This is a genomic window from Cellulomonas timonensis (assembly GCF_900046455.1).
GTDB lineage: Bacteria > Actinomycetota > Actinomycetes > Actinomycetales > Cellulomonadaceae > Cellulomonas_A > Cellulomonas_A timonensis.
On the sequence record NZ_FCOT01000011.1, the window covers coordinates 258,271 to 277,321 of the forward strand.

The 19,051-nt window shown below is 72.2% G+C and carries 19 protein-coding genes; 12 read left to right on the top strand and 7 right to left on the bottom strand.

Annotated elements, in window-relative coordinates:
* Positions 1–52 precede the first annotated feature (52 nt).
* A complete protein-coding gene (locus BN3788_RS06675) occupies positions 53–778 on the top strand; it encodes a class I SAM-dependent methyltransferase (protein WP_066583380.1) in 726 nt (241 codons plus the stop codon).
* 196 nt (positions 779–974) lie between these two features.
* Positions 975–1,700: a dienelactone hydrolase family protein gene (locus BN3788_RS06680; RefSeq protein WP_066584338.1), complete on the top strand. Its 726-nt coding sequence runs from the start codon at positions 975–977 to the stop codon at positions 1,698–1,700.
* A 154-nt stretch (positions 1,701–1,854) separates the two neighbouring features.
* Here the strand turns inward: BN3788_RS06680 and BN3788_RS06685 are convergent, their stop codons facing one another.
* The 4 genes from BN3788_RS06685 to BN3788_RS06700 all read right to left on the bottom strand — a co-directional run bounded on the left by BN3788_RS06685 (position 1,855) and on the right by BN3788_RS06700 (position 5,131).
* Positions 1,855–2,850, bottom strand: a complete 996-nt coding sequence (locus tag BN3788_RS06685) for a hypothetical protein (protein ID WP_066583383.1) — start codon at positions 2,848–2,850, stop codon at positions 1,855–1,857.
* Positions 2,847–3,428: a SigE family RNA polymerase sigma factor gene (locus BN3788_RS06690; protein ID WP_066583389.1), complete on the bottom strand. Its 582-nt coding sequence runs from the start codon at positions 3,426–3,428 to the stop codon at positions 2,847–2,849. The genes BN3788_RS06685 and BN3788_RS06690 overlap by 4 nt, the downstream gene beginning before the upstream one ends.
* A gap of 216 nt (positions 3,429–3,644) precedes the next feature.
* Positions 3,645–4,247 carry an FMN-binding negative transcriptional regulator gene (locus tag BN3788_RS06695; RefSeq protein ID WP_066583390.1) on the bottom strand — a complete coding sequence of 201 codons (603 nt, stop codon included), beginning with the start codon at positions 4,245–4,247 and terminating at the stop codon, positions 3,645–3,647.
* The gene (locus BN3788_RS06700; RefSeq protein ID WP_066583391.1) at positions 4,247–5,131 is read right to left on the bottom strand and encodes a DMT family transporter; all 885 of its coding nucleotides are present in this window, start codon (positions 5,129–5,131) and stop codon (positions 4,247–4,249) included. The genes BN3788_RS06695 and BN3788_RS06700 overlap by 1 nt, the downstream gene beginning before the upstream one ends.
* Positions 5,132–5,167: 36 nt before the next feature.
* On the opposite strand from BN3788_RS06700, the gene BN3788_RS06705 reads away from it, so the two are divergent.
* Together BN3788_RS06705 and BN3788_RS06710 are read left to right on the top strand one after the other, a co-directional pair.
* Positions 5,168–6,577, top strand: coding sequence for an aminotransferase-like domain-containing protein (locus BN3788_RS06705; RefSeq protein WP_066583398.1), 1,410 nt, complete (start codon positions 5,168–5,170; stop codon positions 6,575–6,577).
* A gap of 88 nt (positions 6,578–6,665) precedes the next feature.
* On the top strand, positions 6,666–7,193 hold the full coding sequence (locus BN3788_RS06710; protein ID WP_066583400.1) for a hypothetical protein: 528 nt from the start codon (positions 6,666–6,668) through the stop codon (positions 7,191–7,193).
* 21 nt (positions 7,194–7,214) lie between these two features.
* On the opposite strand, the gene BN3788_RS06715 is transcribed toward BN3788_RS06710, so the two are convergent.
* A complete protein-coding gene (locus tag BN3788_RS06715) occupies positions 7,215–7,544 on the bottom strand; it encodes a YnfA family protein (protein ID WP_066583402.1) in 330 nt (109 codons plus the stop codon).
* A 181-nt stretch (positions 7,545–7,725) separates the two neighbouring features.
* On the opposite strand from BN3788_RS06715, the gene BN3788_RS06720 reads away from it, so the two are divergent.
* On the top strand, positions 7,726–9,201 hold the full coding sequence (locus tag BN3788_RS06720; protein WP_066583406.1) for a hypothetical protein: 1,476 nt from the start codon (positions 7,726–7,728) through the stop codon (positions 9,199–9,201).
* A 29-nt stretch (positions 9,202–9,230) separates the two neighbouring features.
* On the opposite strand, the gene BN3788_RS06725 is transcribed toward BN3788_RS06720, so the two are convergent.
* Entirely contained in the window at positions 9,231–9,560 is a 330-nt protein-coding gene (locus BN3788_RS06725) for a DUF6176 family protein (protein WP_066583408.1), read from the bottom strand.
* A 157-nt stretch (positions 9,561–9,717) separates the two neighbouring features.
* Between BN3788_RS06725 and BN3788_RS18560 the strand changes: the two genes are divergently transcribed.
* From BN3788_RS18560 to BN3788_RS06760, 7 genes are all read left to right on the top strand, one after another.
* Positions 9,718–10,701, top strand: a complete 984-nt coding sequence (locus BN3788_RS18560) for an HNH endonuclease (RefSeq protein WP_199824749.1) — start codon at positions 9,718–9,720, stop codon at positions 10,699–10,701.
* 108 nt (positions 10,702–10,809) lie between these two features.
* Positions 10,810–11,946, top strand: coding sequence for a PQQ-dependent sugar dehydrogenase (locus tag BN3788_RS06735; protein ID WP_066583409.1), 1,137 nt, complete (start codon positions 10,810–10,812; stop codon positions 11,944–11,946).
* 148 nt (positions 11,947–12,094) lie between these two features.
* Positions 12,095–14,008: an ABC transporter ATP-binding protein gene (locus BN3788_RS06740; RefSeq protein WP_066583412.1), complete on the top strand. Its 1,914-nt coding sequence runs from the start codon at positions 12,095–12,097 to the stop codon at positions 14,006–14,008.
* Positions 14,005–15,786, top strand: a complete 1,782-nt coding sequence (locus BN3788_RS06745; RefSeq protein ID WP_066583414.1) for an ABC transporter ATP-binding protein — start codon at positions 14,005–14,007, stop codon at positions 15,784–15,786. Before BN3788_RS06740 ends, BN3788_RS06745 begins: the two co-directional genes overlap by 4 nt.
* 29 nt (positions 15,787–15,815) lie before the next feature.
* Positions 15,816–16,403, top strand: coding sequence for a sugar O-acetyltransferase (locus tag BN3788_RS06750; RefSeq protein ID WP_066583417.1), 588 nt, complete (start codon positions 15,816–15,818; stop codon positions 16,401–16,403).
* A gap of 2 nt (positions 16,404–16,405) precedes the next feature.
* Positions 16,406–16,981 carry a TetR/AcrR family transcriptional regulator gene (locus tag BN3788_RS06755; RefSeq protein WP_066583420.1) on the top strand — a complete coding sequence of 192 codons (576 nt, stop codon included), beginning with the start codon at positions 16,406–16,408 and terminating at the stop codon, positions 16,979–16,981.
* An 84-nt stretch (positions 16,982–17,065) separates the two neighbouring features.
* Positions 17,066–18,097, top strand: coding sequence for a LacI family DNA-binding transcriptional regulator (locus tag BN3788_RS06760; protein WP_066583428.1), 1,032 nt, complete (start codon positions 17,066–17,068; stop codon positions 18,095–18,097).
* Between the two features lie 11 nt (positions 18,098–18,108).
* Here BN3788_RS06760 and BN3788_RS06765 read toward each other — a convergent pair whose 3' ends face one another.
* A complete protein-coding gene (locus BN3788_RS06765) occupies positions 18,109–19,035 on the bottom strand; it encodes an arginase family protein (protein WP_066584342.1) in 927 nt (308 codons plus the stop codon).
* Positions 19,036–19,051 lie beyond the last annotated feature (16 nt).

A 19,051-nucleotide genomic window follows, 5' to 3' on the forward strand; every position in this document is an offset into this window, starting at 1 on the left:
ACGGCGCATCGGGCGTCCATCGACACCGCCCTGACCTGGAAGAATGCGCGCTATGGCTGATGAGTGCTTCGGGGAGCCTCGGCTGGCGGCGATCTACGACCCGCTCGATCCCGACCGTGGCGACCTCGACGCCTACCTCCAGATGGTGGAGGAGTTCGGGGCGCGGACCGTGCTGGACGTCGGCTGCGGCACCGGCGTGTTCGCGCGGCGGCTCGCAGATCGCGGGATCGAGGTGGTGGGCGTCGATCCGGCCCGCGCGTCCCTGGATGTCGCCCGGGCCAAGCCGGGGAGCGAGCGGGTGCAGTGGATCTGCGGCGACGCCACGAGCCTCCCGCCGATGCAGGTCGACCTGGTGACGATGACGGCGAACGTCGCCCAGGCGATCGCCGACCCCGTGGCGTGGCAACAGACGCTGAAGGGCGCCTACGACGCGCTGTGCCCGGGCGGGCGCCTGGTCTTCGAGACTCGCGTGCCTGCCCGCCGTGTGTGGGAGGGGTGGACCCCGGAGTCCTCCCGCGAGGTCATCGAGATCCCGGGAGTTGGGGCCGTGGAGACCTGGGTGGAGGTCGTCGAGGTCGCGGAGCCACTGGTGACGTTCCGCGAGACCTTCGTCTTCGCCTCGGACGGCCAGGCGCTGACGTCGGAATCGACCCTGCGCTTCCGCGAGCGGGATGAGGTCGAGGCTGACCTAGCAGCGCATGGCTTCGCGGTCGAGGACGTGCGCGATGCGCCGGACCGCCCAGGCGCGGAGTTCGTCTTCGTGGCGCGGCGTCCCTGATCTCTGCCATCGAGCCTCCGCGAAAACCCGTTGGCTGGCCACGATGACCGGACCTAGCCTGAGGGGAGCCGTGCGAGAGGACGAGGAGGTGGTACCCGTGAACGCAATGTCGACATGGGTGCTCCTCTCCGGGGTCGCGGTCGGACGATAGGTCGTCCGGGAGTGCCGTTCCAGAACACTCCCGAAAGGCATGACCATGCGATTCACTGCTGAACGGCGCGTCGACGACGGCGTCCTCGAACGCGAGTTCCTCCTCGGCGAGATCCCCGGCTACCTGTGGACGGCTGGATCCGCGCCTGCCCCGCTGCTCCTGATCGGCCATCCCGGCGGGCTGCGCCTGATGCACCCCCGGCTGTCAGGCCGGGCGCGGTACTACGCGGCGGAGTACGGCTTCGCCGCCGCTGCCATCGAGCTCCCCGGGGGCGGTGACCGGCCACCTCTGCGGGCCATCGAGCAGGCTCGTGCCGACTTGCGCCGGGCGTTGGAGGCCGGCGAGCCGGTCGAGGAGGTCGTCGACGCGCTCGTCCTCCCGCTGGTCGAGAAGGCGGCGCCGGAATGGCAGGCCACCCTCGACGCCCTCCTCGCGCTGCCTGAGGTCGGTGGCCCGGTCGGGTTCGAGGGGGGAGTGATCTCCATCGGCATCCGGCTGGCGGTGGTGGAGCCGCGCATCTCGGCGGCGGTGCTCTTCGCCGGGAGCTTCGTGCCAGGCACGATGCTGGAGGAGGCCCGGAAGGTCGCGATTCCGCTGCAGGTCCTGCTGCAGTGGGACGACGAGGCGAACGACCGGCAACTGGCCCTGGACCTGTTCGACAGATTCGGCTCCCAGGAGAAGACGCTGCATGCCAATCTGGGCGGCCACTCCGGCGTCCCACGGTACGAGCTCGAGGCCGCGGGGCGGTTCTTCGCCCGGCACCTGACCTGAGCACAGGGCCACCGGGTCAGCACACTCCGGTTCTGCGGTATCCAGGACTCCGAATACCGCAGAACCGGATCGCCGCCGCGTGCGTCGGACGTCGCCTGCTCTGTCGTGTTCGCGACCGGTGACCGGGCAGCCCTCGCCAATGTCGGCCTGAGCCCTAGGGGATCTCGATACCGGACTGCGCCAGGTAGCTCCGAGACGCCGCCACAGCCCTCTCGACCGTCGCCCGGTAGGCGGCGACGTATGCGGGCGCGGAGTCCAGGTACTCCTGCTGGTTCACGGCGTCGATGTCGGCAAGCCGCTGCCGAAGCCCTGTGGACTCCTTGCAGTCGATGTCGACCATCCCGATCCTGAGCTGCTCCTGGGAGCTCATCCTCAGCACGCCGGCTGGCAGCAAGGAACCGGCTTCGTCTGGGCCCGCGACCCCCGCGGCGTCGAGACAGGCCGTCCACTCGTCGACGACGGCCTGTCCTTGCGACGTGTAGGTGGCTGCGGTCACGCCCTTCGCGGGTGCGACGGCGTCGAACGATGTGGGCTCGAAGATGAACCCCATCGGGCGGACCTGGTCCATGCACGTCTGCATCGCCGTCTCCGCCTGGGGCGACGAGGTCTTGATGCTGCTGCCCTCGAAGCGGTCGTCGACGGCAGTGTCGTACCCAGACCGTCGGAGGTCGTCCCGGTTCCAGATGCCGTAGTCGAGGGACGTGTCGCGCGGCGGGGTCCGGGTCGGCGCGAACACGAAGTCGGACGCGTAGCCGAGGTCGGCCATGCACTGGGATCGGGCCAGGTCCCAGGCGCTTCCCATGATGTCCAGCTCGCGCGAGGTGACGTGGAACGTCGTGAAAGGCGTGGTGATCGCGCCGGTGACCGGGTCGATCTGTGCACGCGCTGGGCTTGGCGGCGCCGTGGCGGGGGGCGCGGAAGGCGTCGAGGTCGTCGCGGGCAGCGCGGCGTCATGTGGGCTGGGCGCAGCGGAGATCGCAGCCGACATCAGCCCGGCGACGAGGGCGACGGACGCCGCGCCGATTCCGGCTCCCCGCGCGGCCCGTCGGCGACGGCCGATGGCCAGGACTCGGTCCCGATCCACAGAGATCGGTGGCGGGTCCGCCTCGAGCGAGCGCAGGTGCGCGGCGAAGGTGTCGTCGCGGCTCATCGGGTCTCCTCCGTGGTGAGGGCGTGGGAAGCGGCGAGGATCGTCCGGAGCTGGACGAGCCCTCGCGATGCGGTGGACTTCACGGTCCCGACCGAGATGCCCAGGTCGTCGGCGACCTCGCGCTCCGAGAGGTCCACGAGGTAGCGCAGGACGATGACCCGGCGGCGGCGCGGGCTGAGCTGCAGCAGCGCCCGCACCAGGACATCCCGGTCGGCTTGTGCGTGCGTGCCCGCACCCATCGCTGTCTCGGGCATGCCGTCCGGTGCCGTGAGCAGCTCGCGCCGGTGCTTGCGCCAGGTGTCGATGCGCAGGTTGGTCAGGGTCTTGCGGGCGTATGCGAGCGGATCGCCGGCTCGCGCGCGAGGCCACGCCACGTAGGTGCGGACAAGGGCCTGCTGGACCAATTCCTCGGCGCGATGCACATCGCCGCACAGCAGCCACGCCATCCGCCCGAGCAGCGGCTCCGCCTCGAGCATGAACGCCGAGAACTCCGTCGCGCGGTCGTCCCCCTCACGGGCGACGGCCAGGTCGATCACCTCGTCCGGCCCTACCAGTGGCCCGCTGATCGACGTCGTCATGCGCAGAACACGGTGCCGGCAGTCGTTTGGTTGCTCGGTCTGCCGAATCGGGCGCCCCGGGCTGCGCCGCTGCTGGGTCGCCGGTGAGGGCGGGACGGGGAGCACTCCTGCTCGGACACGACGCGGAGCGTAGCCAAGAGGGGCTGCGCTATCTCGGTGCCTGCCGACCAGAAGCCGAAGTCCTCGCCTGGCGGGACGAGCCTAGGCTGACGAGGACTACGGACGAGCGTGCCGCATGTGGTCGGCGAGCGCGGGGTTGCTGGCCTCGAGGTGGCCGATCACGTTCTGCGCGACGTCGTCGGGCTTGTTCTGGCTGAGCTTGGCCCGGGCGTCGAAGCGGTCGACGCGCAGCCGGAGCCCGACCGTGCCCTGCGCCGCACGGCGGGCGCCGGCCTCGTCCTCGCTGAGGCTGCGGCCACCGGGGCGGTGGTGCTCGAAGTGGTCGGTGAGGCGGGCGAGCATCGCGTAGTTCTCCTCGTCCGAGAGGATCTCGGGGGCGCCGTAGAGGTGTGCGGTGACGTGGTTCCACGCGGGCACGAGGTCGCCGGGGGCGTACCAGCTCGACGAGATGTAGTCGTGGGGGCCTTGGATGATGACGAGCACCTCATGCCGTCCGAGCTCGTGCTGGACCTCGTCGGGCCGTCCGAAGTGGCTGATGATCGTGATGCCTGTCGTGTCGGCCTCGTCGAGCAGCACCGGGTAGTGCGAGGCGACTAGCCCATCCGATGTCGCGGAGACGAATGTCGCCCAGGGGTGCTGCCGGATGAGGTCCTTGACCTGGTCAGGGTCGGTCATGACGTAGCGCGGGGTGTGGCGCATCAGCGGGCTCCGGTGCGGTCGAGGCGGGTGCGGACGGCGAGCCCGGCGCACAGGATGACGGCGACTCCTCCGGCGATCGTGGCCCAGGTGAGGTGCTCGTGCAGCAGGAGCGCGGCCCACAGGATGCTCAGCACCGGCTGGACGAGCTGCACCTGGCTGACCTGGGCCATCGGGCCGATCGCGAGGCCGCGGTACCACGCGAAGAACCCGAGGAACATGCTCACCACCCCCAGGTAGGCGAAGGCCGCCCATTGCGTCGCCGTCGCGGTGGGCGTCTGGTCGATCACCGAGGTGAACATGAGCGCGACCATCAGGGGCGAGGCGAGGACGAGCGCCCAGGACACGGTCTGCCAGGACCCGAGCTCGCGGGCGAGCAGGCCGCCCTCCGCGTAGCCGATCGCGGCCGCCACGACGGCGCCGAAGAGCAGCAGGTCGGACCAGGCCAGCGTGGCCGCGCCGCCCTCCATCCCCGCGAAGCCCAGCGCGGCGACGGCGCCGATGGCGGCGAAGACCCAGAACGACGTGGTGGGCCGTTCCTTGGTGCGCAGGACCACCATCACCGCTGTCGCCGCTGGCAGCAGCGCGATGACGACGGCGCCGTGGCTGGCCGGGGCGGTCTGGAGCGCGTAGGAGGTCAGCAGCGGGAAGCCGATGACGACCCCGCCGGCGACCACGGCCAACCGGGCCCACTGTGCCGGGTGCGGAAGGCTCTGCCGGGTGAGCGCCAGGGCGGTGACCGCGAGGATCGCGGCGACCACCGCGCGCGCCGATCCGATGAACAGGGGTGACAGGCTCTCGACGGCGACCTTCGTGAACGGCACCGTGAACGAGAAGGCCGCGACGCCGAGCAGGCCCCACCACAGGCCCGACGTGTCGGAAAGCACCTGAGGCGAATCGACAGTAGCGCTACTCTCTAACTCATGGCCAACGATAGCAGCGAGCGAATCACCGCAGCGCTCCGGGAGTGGGTCGCGAACGCCCCGCCCGGGGCCCGGCTGCCGTCGAGTCGCGCCCTGACCGCTGAGCACGGCGCCAGCCCGGTCACGGTGGCCAGGGCGATGCGGAACCTGGCCGCGCTGGGGCTCATCGAGACCAGGCCGGGTGTCGGCGCCTTCGTCCGGCACATCCACACGTCACGACCGGCCGATTACGGATGGCAGACCGCGGCGCTCGGCGCTCCGCACAGCCGCCTCTCGCTCCTGTCCTCGACGCAGCGGCCCATGGCGCCCGACGCGATCGGGCTGCACTCCGGCTACCCCGACCGCAAGCTCCTGCCCGAACGGCTCGTGCGCGCCGCAATCACCCGCGCCGCCCGCGCCGACATCGCCATGACCCGCGCGCCCGTCGCCGGGCTGCCGGAATTGCAAGCGTGGTTCGCGACCGAGCTCGCCGATGCCGCCCCGGTCGGCGTGGCGCCCGCCTCGGCGCGCGACGTGCTGATCCTGTCGGGCAGCCAGTCCGGCCTGAGCTCGATCTTCCGCGCCGTGGTCGGCGTGGGGCGCCCGCTCCTCATCGAGTCGCCGAGCTACTGGGGCGCGATCCTCGCCGCCGCCCAGGCCGGGGTCGAGCTCGTCCCTGTCCCGTCGGGGCCGGATGGACCGGACCCGGACGACGTCGCGCGCGCATTCGACGAGTCCGGCGCCCGCGCGTTCTACGCCCAGCCGACCTACGCCAACCCGACAGGGGCGCAGTGGTCCGAGCAGCGGGGCCACGACGTCCTCGACATCGTCCGCGACCGTGGCGCCTTCCTTATCGAGGACGACTGGGCGCATGACCTGGCCATCGACACCGATGTGCGCCCGATCGCCGCGCAGGACGACGACGGCCACGTGATCTACCTCCGCTCGCTCACCAAGAGCGTCTCGCCCTCGCTGCGGGTCGCGGCCGTCATCGCGCGTGGCCCCGCCCGCGACCGCATCCTCGCCGACCGGGGGGCGGAGTCGATGTACGTCAGCGGGCTGCTGCAGACCGCGGCCCTGGACGTCGTCACCCAGCCCGCATGGCGCGGGCACCTCCGCGGCCTGCGCGCCCAGCTCCGCAACCGCCGCGACCTGCTCGTCGAGGCCCTGCGCGAGCACGTCCCCGAAGCCCGCCTGGAGCACATCCCCGCCGGGGGCCTCAACCTGTGGCTGCGCCTCCCGGACGGGACCGACCTCGACCTGCTCGCCCGCGACTGCGAGGCCCGCGGCGTGCTCATCGCCCCCGGCGCCGAGTGGTTCCCCGCTGAGGCGCCTGGGCCGCACATCCGGCTGAACTACTCCGGCCCCGACCCTGAGCGCTTCCCCGAGGCGGCGCAGATCATCGGCGCAGCACTCCGGGCGCTTCGCTGACAGCGCGGGTGCGCGCGGCGAGGCGATTCCTCGCGCGTCCGGTGCGGGGGCTGGCAGGATCGCCGCAGCCGATCAGGGGAGGCGTCACATGCGGGCTCAGCACACGCGGCGCAGGGTGTTCGGCGCGGTCGCGCTCACCGTTGCGCTCGCGGCTTCGGTCATGTGGTCGTGGCAGCCCTCGACGCCCCTCGACACGGCGTCAACGGCCGTGACGGCTGGGCTGCGCGTTGGCGAGACGGTGGAGATGCCCGACGTCGGGGCGGGTGTCGCTGCTCGGGTCGACAGGGTCGAGCCGCTCTTCCGGTGCCCGGGTCGGTGGTGGCAGCCCCGGGGGACAGGGGTCCTGTTCAGCGGCCCGGTCACGCGGGTGACAGTGACAGTCCGTGGGATACCCGAGGTGGTCGGCGTGAGCCCGCGTCGCTCGTGGGCTGCGCTGAACGTGTTGGGTGACGCCTACACGGGGCCGACGGCGTGTGAGTGCGACGAGAGTTGCGAGGTGGAGCCGGTGACGACCGCGGACGGGCTGCGCTACACCGTGGTGTTCTTCACGGGTGGGACGTTCTCCGGCCTCGCGTTCACACCCGAGCCCGGCCAGCGCTTCGAATGGACGCTCTGACCCCGATGCCCGCCCTGCCCCCTACTGGGGCCGCGGCGCGTACATGATGACGGCGACGCCCGCGAGGCAGATGAGGGCGCCGATGACGTCCCACCGGTCGGGCTTGAATCCGTCGACCACCATCCCCCAGGCGAGCGCCCCGGCCACGAACCCCCCGCCGTAGGCCGCGAGGATCCGCCCGAAGTTCGCGTCCGGCTGCAGAGTCGCGAACCCCCCGTACACGCCGAGGGCGATGACACCGGCGCCGATCCACGCCCAGCCCCGGTGCTCGCGGATGCCCTGCCACACCAGCCAGGCGCCGCCGATCTCGAAGAGCGCGGCGGCGGCGAACAGCGAGATGGATCGGCCCATCGCCGGATCATGTCAGGCGGCGGGCCTGCCCGGTGTTCCCGTGATCGCACCTCAGCGGCCTCAATGTGACGCGGGTCACGCCGTGGGTCCAGCCGAAGTGACGGCGGCGGAAGTGGACTTCGGGTGGGATGCGGGGGCACGCGGGCCAGCAGCGGACCGCCGGATCTCATCTGGGGGATCGATGCCCGAGCTCGACGTCGAGGAACTCTGGATCGCGTGGGTGAACAGCGCCAACGAGATGGACGAGTTCGTGCTGGTCTCCGACCTGCTCGAATCGGCGGCGGCTCGCGGCCACGGGGACGGGATCGAGCTCGGGCGGGCGAGGGCCGCAATCCTCGCAGGGCGTCCTGCCCTGGCAGCAGGCCTCCTGGCAGACGTCGACCGCTCAGTCCTCACCAACAGTGAGCTCACATGGCGTGACGTCACCGCGATGGCGGCGTGGGCTGCGCTGGGTGATGTCGAGGCGCTCGAAGCGCTGGTCCGCGCGGGTCAGCACACCGACGGGCCGCGGAAGGCGAGCCACCTGTACCTCCTGGCCGCCGCAGCGGAGCAGGCAGGTCAGCTCGACCTGGCCGACGCCGTGTGGAGGGAGCTCTCGGAGACGACGAACCTGACGTCGGCCGTGCTCACGCCGAACATCGTCGCCGACATCCTCCAGCGCTCGACCACTGACCCTGGCCTGGCTGCTGGGACGCTCGGCAAGGCAGCGCGCGAGGTCATCGAGCTGATTCCGATGCCCGAGGACAGCCTGCGTCCGACACTCGACGTCGTGGCGCGGCTCGAGGCCCGTGGCGACCGTGCCGGGGCCTGGCTCCTGCTCGAGGCGATGTCCGCGCTGCGACCTGTCGCCAAGGGCCTGGGCCCCCTGCGTAAGGAGCGCTCGTCGGGTGGCGGGTGGTGGTGGGAGCGGCTCCCGGGGCTCATGGCGGTGGTGGCCGCGGCCGTGATCACCGTCGCTGGGACGTTGAGGGGGCTCCCCAACGGGTTCGCGCTCGGCAGCGTGCTCTTCGCGGTCGCGGTGTGGAAGCTGTGGCGCCTCCCGCAGGGGAGGGGCCTCTCCGGTGTCGACCCCGTCGTGCTGGCCGCGGTGCGCAGGCTCCTGCCGGACGTCGTGTCCGAGATCCCCGCGCGGATCCGGACCGTCGCGGCGCACATCACCGGCGGCGGGATCGGGCTCCTCTGGGCGATCCTCGTCGTGAGCCTGTGCACCGAGCTGCTGCTGACGGACCTCTACGACGCGAACCGCGAGACCAGCGACGCGATCATCTTCCCGTTCATCGCGCTGTGCACGGTGATCGGCGGCATCGTCGGACCCCGCCAGCTCCGGCGCCTGCAAATCGCGTCCGCGCGGCAGCTCGTGAACACGCGACGGGCCGCTCAGGTGATTCCCGCGGGCCAATGCGTGTGCGTGAGCTCGAGCCGTATGCGCGACATCAAGGCCGAGAGGTACCTCGCCGACCACCTGCGCGCCCCCCAGCCCGATGTCGCCGCGGCCGTGCCCGTCATCCCGTCGGCCACGCTCACGGCGCACCAGTGCCCCCTGTCGAAGACGCCGTGGCTCGAGGTGCGCCGGCCAGATAGAGAGGTGCTGCTGCTCAGGGGCGCCCTCGCCTACGTGTCGGACGAGAGCGAGGACACGGTGGGCGGCTACCTCTGAGGCGCGTGCCGGCGGCGGTCGCGGCCTGCTCAGCCCGGTTGCAGGTCGAGCACCACGTCGAGATCGGCGTCGTCGAACGGCAGCAGGCACGCCCGCAGGTTCGCGCGGTGCTCCTCATCGATGGGGAGCGTCGACGCGTAGGCGACCTTCCTCGCACGCTCGAAGTCCTCGGACTGCATCGCGTAGACCAGCAGCAGGCCGTCGCCGGTGTCGATGAGCGCGGCGGTCTCGTGGTCGATGCCCTCCTCGATGAGCGTGGCCTCGGCCTCGGCGCGACGCGGTCCCTGAACCTCGGCGAACCAGTCACGGAGCCGCTGCTCCTGGCCGGGCCTGACGCGGCGGATGGTCAGGTCGATCATCGGGTTCCTCCGGGCGGATGGCGTGGCGGAGCGAGCCCGCCACCCTAGCCACACGCCGACAACGGGGGACAGGCCTGCTGGCATCTCTCCGAGCGACGACCTGGCCCACCGGTGTGTCCACAGGATGGCGCGCCGGCAGATGAGGGATCGTGCTCCCGTGGTGTTCACCGAGCGCGACTACCTCGACCTGACCTTGGGTGATGCCCAACGTCAGTGGCAGGGCATCGCGGCGCGACGGGCGGTGCCGACGGGCAGCAGACAGGTGGCGTTCGTGCCCGTCGAGACACTGCTGTGTCTGGCGGCGATGTATGTGGTGGACCATTCGCGTTTCGGAAGCAGTTCGGCCCACCGCGCTCCCGATCCGATACAGCAGCTGGGCCGGCTCTTCAAGCGGCCGCCGTCCAGCATCCTCGCCAAGATGGCGAATTTGGACGGCAGCCGGGCGCATGGAGCTCGATTCGACCTCCTTGCCGGCGCGACACTGCGCTCGGACTCGGCTCGCATGGCCGAGGTCTACCGCACGATTCTCGCGGGCGCGCGATCTGCCGGGATCGGTGAGGAGCCCTTGCCCGACTTTCTGCACATCGAGCGCGGCGGCGTTCTTGAACTGCTCGGGCAGGAGGAGCTCGCCGACAGTTCCACCGAGGCATCGCTGGAACGCGAGCTCCAACAGTGGGTCGAACTGCAGGGTGACCTGCCGGAGTCGGTCACTGAGCGGCTCCTGTGGGCCCGCGTCCGAGTGGGGCAGCACCGCTTCGCCAAGGACGTGCTGACCAACTGCGGCAGTGCGTGCGTGTTCTGCGGCTTCGCGATGGGCGGTGCCGTGGGCCCGAGCCTGCTTCGCGCGAGCCACATCAAACCGTGGCGGGACTCCAACCATCGAGAGCGCCTCGAGGTGACGAACGGCATCGCTGCCTGCCCGACACATGACGCGGCGTTCGACGTCGGGCTCATCACCGTGGACAGCGATCTGACAGTGCATCGCTCTGGTCGGCTGCGATCGGCGATGGCACACAACGAGGCAGTGCGCCGCGCGTTCGAGCCGGGGGCAATGCGGGCCTCCATCGCGCTTCCCTCCGATGCTGTCGCCCCGGGGAGGGTCTTCGTCGACTGGCATCGCGCCAACGTCTTTGCGGCGTAGGCGGTCCGGGCCGTCCGCCCGCCCTGCGTGGATGCAGGCATTCGCACCTCGTGACGCTGGCAGGGCGGCAGTAACGTCAGCGGGAGCGTCCGATCCGCGAGGAGTCCGATGACCGCGCACCGTCGTCCCGCCCGGCTCGCCGTGACGCTCGCGGCTGGCGTGATCGCACTGCTCACCGCGTGCACCGGCGCGGGCGATCCGACTCCGTCGCCGTCGGATGCCAGCCCGCCTGCGACGGGCCCCACCACCGCTGGCCCGTCCACAGCATTGATGCCCACCGGCGTCCCGCAGCCCATCGCCACCGGCCTCGACACCCCGTGGTCCGTCGCGTTCCTCGAGGGGACGCCGTTGGTCAGCGAGCGGGACACCGCCCGGATCCTCGAGCTCGCGCAGGACGGCGCGGCGCGTGAGGTGGGGGTCGTCGAGGGAGTGGTGAGCCGGGGCGAGGCCGGGCTGCTGGGCCTGGCGGTCGATGATCAGCGGCGCCTGTACGTGTACTCGACGGCGGCCGACGGCAACCGCGTCCAGCGGTTCGACGTCTCAGGGGAGCCCGGCGCGCTGAGCCTCGGCGAGCCGACGACGCTCATCGACGGTCTGCCCGCCGCGGGCAACCACGACGGCGGGCGGCTCGCCTTCGGCCCCGACGGGATGCTCTACGCGACAGTCGGGGACGCGGGCCGCCCCGACAGCGCCCAGGACCTGGACTCGCTCGCGGGGAAGATCCTGCGGATGACCCCCGACGGCGACGTCCCCGCCGACAACCCCTTCGACGACTCCCTCGTGTACAGCTACGGGCATCGCAACCCGCAGGGCCTGGCATGGGCGCAGGACGGCACGATGTTCGCCACCGAGTTCGGGCAGGACACCTGGGACGAGCTGAACGTCATCACCGCTGGCGGCAACTACGGCTGGCCCGTCGTGGAGGGCATCGCCGGCGAGGAGGGCTACCTCGACCCGGTGCAGCAGTGGAACCCGGACGTCGCCAGCCCCAGCGGCATGGCGCACGTCGACGGGACGCTGTTCCTCGCCAACCTGCGCGGACGCGTGCTGCGGGCCGTCCCCGTGAGTGACCCCGGGACGTCGACGGACCTCTACTCCGGCGAGTACGGGCGCATCCGCGACGCGGTGCTGGCGCCCGATGGGCGGCTGTGGTTCGTCACCCAGAACACCGACGGGCGCGGCGATCCAGGGCCGGACGACGACCGCATCCTCGCGGTGGATCTCGCGGTGGCGCCCACGCCCTAGACGGCGATCGCACCACGCGGGAAATCACGGGTCAGGTGGGTGGCATTTCCGTTACGTTCCACGGGGTCGTGTCGTGCCGAGGCCCGGAGAGCACTCGCTGGCGGCGGCAACGCGTTCGGCCGCAGCCGTCAGCAACGAAGGAGCCCCTGTGAGCATCCGCGCCGAGGTTGACGCCTTCGAGCCCGCCCGCGGGCCCTGGTGGACCCGCATCCGCACCCGCCTGCGCGAGCGCCGGGTCGCCGGCGCACAGCTCCGCAGTCTGCTGCCCTACGCGGGGACCGGGCTCGTGGCCGGCACGCTCGCAGTGCACGCGCTGGCCGGCGCGGCGCCCGTGGCCTTCATGGTCGGCACCGGCCTGGCGCTCCAGTCGCTGATGGACGACGGCGCCATGGGATGGCTGGTGCTCGCGGTGGCGGCGTTCCTCTTGCAGCAGCTCTTGGCGCCTGTGCAGCTCGTGCTGTCGCGCAAGGTCGCGCGGCGGGTCGATGCCGCCTGCGTCGAACGGCTCACCGACTTCGCCCTGCGGGAGGCGACGCTCGCCGGGCTCGAGCGGCCCGACGTGGCGGACCGCCTGAGCCAGGCGGACGAGGCGTTCGAGCAGTGGATGTTCACCCCCGGCGCCGCCGTCGAGGGCGGTCTGGCGCTCGCGGCCCGCTACACGCAGCTCATCGGGTCGATCGCGGTGCTGGCCGTCGCCTTCGGGCCGTGGGCTGCGCTGGCCGGGGCGGCCGTCGCGCTCATCGCCCGGCTCGGCCAAACCGAGGCGTTCCACCGCTGGGGCCAGCTCATCCGGCGCTTCCGCCCGCTGCGCCGCCGCGTGAGCTACATCCGCGAGCTCGCCACGAGCACGCGCGCCGCCAAGGAGATCCGCACACTCGGGCTGGTCGACTGGCTGGACGGCAGGCTCCTCACGGAGAGCCGCGGGGTGCTCGACCCGATGTGGACGTGGCGCCGACGGGTGTACGGGCAGCCGTTCCTCGCGTACACGGCCGTCGCGCTGATCGGCTCGGTCATCGCGCTGCTGCTCGTCGCGCGGGCCGGGGCGGACGTCGGGGTGGCGGCGGTGAGCGTGGCGGTGCAGGCGATCCTGCTGTGCGGGCGGTTCGGCGTCATCTTCCCGGAGTCGGATGTGAAGCTCGTCTACGGGCGCAGCGCGTGGGAGGCGATGCTGGAGTTCGAGGCGATCACGCGGCGCACACCCGGCGGCCGCGTGCCCGACGGCCGCGTGAGCCCGGAGACGCCATGGGGAGGGGTGGCGCCCCTCGTGGCCAGTGACGCGATCCGCTTGGAGGGCGTCCACTTCGGCTACCCGGGCGGTCACCCGGTGCTCGACGGGCTCAACCTGGAGCTCGCGGCGGGCACGTCCACGGCGCTCATCGGCGTCAACGGCGCCGGCAAGACCACGCTCGTCAAGCTGCTCACCGGCATTTACGAGCCCGGCGCCGGCGCCGTGACCGTCGACGGCGTGGATCTGCGCGCCCTCGACGCCGACGTGTGGCAGCGCTCCTTCGCCGTCACGTTCCAGGACTATCTGCGCTACCAGATGCCGCTGCGGGAGAACGTCGCGATGGGTGCGATCGACCACCGCGAGGACGACGACGGCATCCGGTCCGAGCTGGTCCGCGTGGGCCTCGGCGACCTGCTCGACGACCTCCCGGCCGGGCTCGACACACCCCTGACCCGCGCGCTGCCCGGCGGCCGCGACCTGTCCGGCGGCCAGTGGCAGCGCATCGCCCTCGCGCGCTCGCTGTTCGCGGTGCGGCACGGCGCGTCCGTGCTGGTGCTCGACGAGCCCACCGCCCAGCTCGACGCGCGCGGCGAGGCCGAGTTCTACGACGCGTTCCTCGACCTGACCCGCGGTGTCACGAGCCTGGTGATCTCGCACAGGTTCTCCTCCGTGCGGCGCGCGGACCGGATCGTCGTGCTCGACGGCGGGCGGATCGAGGAGGCGGGCACCCATGACGAGCTCGTCGCGCTGGGCGGCCGGTACAGCCGCATGTTCGAGGTGCAGGCCCGCCGCTTCGGCGCGCCTGACGACGTACGCACGGAGGCCGCCCGATGAACGACGTCCTGTTCTGCCTGGGCCGGCTGTTCGCGATCGGATGGCGGCTCGACCGTCGGCGGCTCGTGGTCGGCGGGAGCCTGCTGCTGCTGGGCGCGGTCGCCACGCCGCTCGTCGCGCTCGGCGCCGGGCGCCTCGTGGACGGCGTGCTCGAGGGTGATGCCGGGCGGGCGACGGGCTGGGTGGTCGTCGTCGCGCTCGCGTTGACGGGCGAGCTCATGCTCGGGCACTTCGCGCACCTGTACTACTTCGAGCTCGCGGAGCTCACCGAGGAGGAGTTCAACCGGCAGCTGCTCCGGCTGGTCAACGGCCCGCGCCACCTCGACCGCGCCGACGATCCCGCGTTCGCGGACCGCGTCGACCTGCTGCGCCAGGACGTCATGCAGATGCGCACGACGGTGCACCTCGGGCTCCAGCTCGGCGCCACGTGCGTGCAGGTGCTGCTGACGGCCGTTGTGTTGGCGACCGTGTCGCCGTGGCTTCCGCTGCTCGCGGTCGTCGCGGTGCTGCCGGTGCTGGTCGGCCGTCGCGCCGAGACGGGGCTCCAGGCTGTGCGCGAGGAGCAGGCGCCTGTCACCCGGGCCATCCGCTCGCTGCGCGGGCTTGCGGCGAGCCCGGCGTCGCAGAAGGAGATCCGGCTCAGCGGCGGCGCGGACTTCATCGTGGAGCGGCAGCGGGCGCTGCTCACCTCCTATGGCTCCGCGATGTCGCGGGCCGACGTGCGGTACGCGTTGCTGCGCACCGGCGGGCAGCTCGCGTTCGGCGTCGCGTACGCGGGCGCTGTCGTCGGGGCGTTCGCGCTGGCCCGCGACGGGCGCGCGAGCGTCGGCGACGTGGTGCTGACGATCACGCTCGCCACGCAGCTCAGCGTGCAGATGTCCGCGGGCGTCGAGCTGCTCGGCTCGGTGCATCGCGCGTCGGCGGGCCTGCGGCGCTTCGTGGCTCTCGCCACCGAGGTCGCGGCCGATGACGAGGCGCCGGCCACCGACCCACTGCCCGCCGACACCGGCGACGGCATTCGGATTGAGGGCCTCACGTTCCGGTACCCGGGCTCCGAGCGCACCGTCCTCGACGGCGTCGACCTGCACCTGCCCGCGGGCGCGTCGGTGGCCCTCGTCGGTGAGAACGGCGCCGGCAAGAGCACGCTGCTCAAGCTCCTCGCCGGCCTGTACCGGCCGACGTCCGGGCGCATCCTGATCGGCGGCTCCGACCTCGCGGCCGTCGAGCCCGACCGGTGGCGCGAGCGCACCGCCGCCCTCTACCAGGACTTCGCGCGCGTCGAGCTCTCGCTCCAGCAGAGCATCGGCATCGGCCGCGTGGACTCCGTCGACGCCCCGGAGCCCGTCCGTGCGGCCCTCGCCCGCACCGGCGCCCCCCTCGCCGACGAGCTGGCGCTCGGCGACGTGCTCGGCATCGGCTACGACGACGGACGCGAGCTGTCGGGCGGGCAGTGGCAGAACATCGGCTTCGCGCGGTCGCTGATGCGCGACGACCCGCTGCTGCTCATCCTCGACGAGCCCGCGGCGGCCCTCGACGCGCTCGCGGAGCAGCGGCTCGTCGACGCCTACCAGTCCACAGCGGCAGAGGTCGCCGCGCGGGTCGGCGGCGTCACGCTGTTCGTCACCCACCGCATGTCGACGGTGCGGCTCGCGGATCGGATCGTCGTGCTCGACGGGGGGCGCGTCGTCGAGCACGGCACGCATCCCGAGCTGATCGCGGCCGACGGCCGGTACGCCGAGCTCTGGGCGCTGCAAGCACGGGCCTACGCGGAGTCCTGATCCACCGGGCGATGTGTACGCTCGTACACATGACGACGACTGACTACTTCGCGGGCGACGACCGGACCAACCACGAGCGCATGCTCGCCGGCGACCTGTACATCGCCGACGACCCGGCCATCGCCGAGAGCCAGAAGAAGGCCGTCCAGCTCGCCGCGCGGTTCCAGGCCGCCTACGACCAGGACCCCGACGCCGGCCAGCGCGTCGCGCGCGAGCTGTTCGGAAGCCTCGACGAGACCGCCTTCGTGCGGGCGCCCGTCTACGTCGACTACGGCGACCAGATCACCGTGGGCCCCCGCACGTTCATCAACATGGGCCTGACGGCGCTCGACGTGGCGCCCATCAGCATCGGCGCCGACTGCCAGATCGGCCCGCACGTGCAGCTCCTCACGCCCACGCACCCCGTGGAGCCGCAGCCCCGCCGCGACAAGCTCGAGGCCGCGCAGCCCATCACCATCGGCGACAACGTGTGGCTCGGGGGCGGCGTCATCGTGTGCCCCGGCGTGACGATCGGCGAGAACTCCGTGATCGGCGCCGGCTCGGTCGTCACCAAGGACATCCCCGCGAACGTCGTGGCCGTCGGCAACCCCGCGCGCGTCATCCGCGAGAACATCTGACGATGCCTCCCACGGAGGCCGCCCCCGACGCCCGCACCCGCCGCCACGACCCCGGGCGCCGGGACCGGATCATCGAGGCGTGCATCGAGGTGATCGCCGAGGACGGCGTCGACGGCACCTCCCACCGCCGCGTCGCCGCCCAGGCCGGCGTGCCGCTGGGCTCGATGACGTACCACTTCACCGGTCGGGACGAGCTGCTGCGCGAGGCGTTCACCCGATTCGCCACCGCCATGTCCGAGCGGTTCGCCGCGCGGCTCGGCCAGGTCGAGCCGGGGGACCGTGAGGGCGGCGCCCAGGCGGTCGTCGACATCATCTTGCGCGACGTGTTCCCCGACCGGCGCGAGCTCGTGCTCACCCACGAGCTGTACACCCTCGCGGCCCGTGACCCCGCCTACCGGGATCTGACGAACGCGTGGATGCGCCGTAGCCGCGCCGCCCTCGAGCGGTGCTTCGACCCGGCGACCGCGCGCATCGTCGACGCGCTCATCGAGGGGATGACCATCCACCGCGCCCTCGACACGCAGCCGCATGACGACGCCGACGTGGAGCTCGCGGTCCGGCGCATCACCGCGGCATGACGCGCACCCCTGCGGCGTTGCGTGCGGCCGCATCCGACGCCTACCCTCCGGATTCGCGCGCGCGAACCCGGAGGGGCTGAGTCCATGGCGACGATCGGTGAGGTGGCGCAGGCCGCCGGGGTCTCCCGCAGCACGGCGTCCAACGTGCTCTCCGGCAAGAAGGCGACCTCCCTGGAGATCCAGCGGCGCGTGCGCCGCGCCGTCGAGGAGCTCGGGTACACGCCCAACGCCGGGGCCCGCGCCCTCGCCACCTCGCAGACTCGCGTGATCGGGCTGCTCGCCCACTTCTTCGACGACGAGTTCGCCCCCGCGATGCTCCAGTACATCCTCGGGGTCTCGAACACCGCCCGGGAGCTCGGGTACGACATTCTGCTGGTCTCGGAGGCGGACGGCGCCCACGCGCTCAAGCGGATCACCGATTCGCTCATGGTGGACGGCGTCGTGCTGCTCAACGTCGCGGACCAAGACGACAGGCTCGACGTGCTGCGCGCGGCCAAGCGCCCCGGAGTGCTCGTCGGGCTGCCCGGGGACCCCACCGGCGTCGACGTCTTCGATCTCGACTTCGCCGAGGCCGGCCGCCTCATGGTCGAGCACCTGGCCCGGCTCGGGCACCGCGAGCTGCTGCTCGTGTCGCAGCCCGACCACGTCGTCGAGCGCGGCGGCGCCTATGTGTGGCGGCTGCGCGACGCCGCCCTGGCAGAGGCCCGGACACGTGGCCTCGCCCTGCACGCGGTGTCCGGCGCGTCGAGCCAGCCACAGGTCGGCGAGGACATGCGCGCGGCCCTCGACGCCCACCCTGGCGTCACCGGGCTGCTGGTGAACAACGAGGCCGCAGCCGCCGCCCTGCCATTCGTGCTGCGCGAGCGCGGCCTTGAGGCGCCCCGTGACATGTCGGTGATCGGCCGCTACTCCAACGAGTTCGCGCGCACCTTCTCGCTGCCCTTCAGCTCGATCGAGAGCGCGCCCGACCGGCTCGGCCAGCTCGCGGTGCGGCAGCTCGTGCGGCGCATCGAGTCACCGGACGCGCGGGAGGCCGCGCACGGGGTGTGGTTCATCTCCCCGGAGCTCGTGGACCGGGGCAGCACGGGTGCGCCGCGAAGCGTCCCCTCTGACTGACTGGCTGGACGTCAGCGCCGCTGGGGCGCCAACGCCTGCGCGATCCCGTCGACCAGGCGCGTCGCTGACGCGTCGTCCAGATCGTGGTCGGGGTTGTACTCCACGAGCGTGAGCCCGCTGAACCCCGGCTCGGCCACCAGCGGGGCGAGCAAGGCGACGAGGGTGTCGAGGGTCAGCCCACTGCCGTACTGGGGGATGTCGGGACCGGGCAGCAGCAGCGCATCGAGCACGTCCACATCGACGTGGACGACGAACCGCCGCGCTCCATCGGGGCCGGCGGCCACTGCGGCGACCGCCCGGGCGGCGGCCCCCGCCGGGTCCGCGGTCGCCTCGTCGGCGGGCACGCGCACGCTCGGCGCCAGCCCGTGCACGTCCTCGTCGTCGTCGGCGTACCCCAGGAAGCACACGGCACCCGGCGCCAGCAGCGGTTGCCGCGGCCCTCGGCCGGCTAGCTCGGCGACCGCGCCGGGCAGGTCGAGCAGGTGCGCGACGCCCATGGAGTCGAGGATCGGCTCATCCGGGTTGTCGGCGGGCAGGTGCAGGTCCTGGCCGCCGTCGATGTAGACGAGGCCGATGTCCCCGTGGACGCGCACCGCCGCGGCGACCAGCGCCAGGGCGACCGTGCACTCGCCGCCCAGCACGAGTGGCGTCTCGCCGCTGGCGATCACCTCCGCGATCGCGGGCTCGGCATCGTCCAGCACCTCCAGCACCCCGTCGACGTCATGCGGGCGGCCGGTGACGAGGGGGAGGGCGCGCCACCGCGCGATGGGCCGGTCGCCGTGGTCGGTGACGTGGAGGCCCGCTTGCTCGAGCGCCGCGATCAGCCCTGCGGCTCGGAGCGCCGCCGGTCCTTGCTCGAGTCCTGGCCAGTGCGCTGCACGGCTGGACGGCACGCCGAGGACTCCCCAGCGTCGGGCGGTGGCGGCCGGTGGTGTCATCACACGAACGTAGGGG

Coding starts and splice junctions, on each gene's coding strand:
- BN3788_RS06675 (WP_066583380.1), top strand. CDS start 53: ATGGCTGATGAGTGCTTCGGGGAGCCTCGGCTGGCGGCGATCTACGAC.
- BN3788_RS06680 (WP_066584338.1), top strand. CDS start 975: ATGCGATTCACTGCTGAACGGCGCGTCGACGACGGCGTCCTCGAACGC.
- BN3788_RS06685 (WP_066583383.1), bottom strand. CDS start 2,850: ATGAGCCGCGACGACACCTTCGCCGCGCACCTGCGCTCGCTCGAGGCG.
- BN3788_RS06690 (WP_066583389.1), bottom strand. CDS start 3,428: ATGACGACGTCGATCAGCGGGCCACTGGTAGGGCCGGACGAGGTGATC.
- BN3788_RS06695 (WP_066583390.1), bottom strand. CDS start 4,247: ATGCGCCACACCCCGCGCTACGTCATGACCGACCCTGACCAGGTCAAG.
- BN3788_RS06705 (WP_066583398.1), top strand. CDS start 5,168: ATGGCCAACGATAGCAGCGAGCGAATCACCGCAGCGCTCCGGGAGTGG.
- BN3788_RS06710 (WP_066583400.1), top strand. CDS start 6,666: ATGCGGGCTCAGCACACGCGGCGCAGGGTGTTCGGCGCGGTCGCGCTC.
- BN3788_RS06715 (WP_066583402.1), bottom strand. CDS start 7,544: ATGGGCCGATCCATCTCGCTGTTCGCCGCCGCCGCGCTCTTCGAGATC.
- BN3788_RS06720 (WP_066583406.1), top strand. CDS start 7,726: ATGCCCGAGCTCGACGTCGAGGAACTCTGGATCGCGTGGGTGAACAGC.
- BN3788_RS06725 (WP_066583408.1), bottom strand. CDS start 9,560: ATGATCGACCTGACCATCCGCCGCGTCAGGCCCGGCCAGGAGCAGCGG.
- BN3788_RS06735 (WP_066583409.1), top strand. CDS start 10,810: ATGACCGCGCACCGTCGTCCCGCCCGGCTCGCCGTGACGCTCGCGGCT.
- BN3788_RS06745 (WP_066583414.1), top strand. CDS start 14,005: ATGAACGACGTCCTGTTCTGCCTGGGCCGGCTGTTCGCGATCGGATGG.
- BN3788_RS06750 (WP_066583417.1), top strand. CDS start 15,816: ATGACGACGACTGACTACTTCGCGGGCGACGACCGGACCAACCACGAG.
- BN3788_RS06755 (WP_066583420.1), top strand. CDS start 16,406: ATGCCTCCCACGGAGGCCGCCCCCGACGCCCGCACCCGCCGCCACGAC.
- BN3788_RS06760 (WP_066583428.1), top strand. CDS start 17,066: ATGGCGACGATCGGTGAGGTGGCGCAGGCCGCCGGGGTCTCCCGCAGC.
- BN3788_RS06765 (WP_066584342.1), bottom strand. CDS start 19,035: ATGACACCACCGGCCGCCACCGCCCGACGCTGGGGAGTCCTCGGCGTG.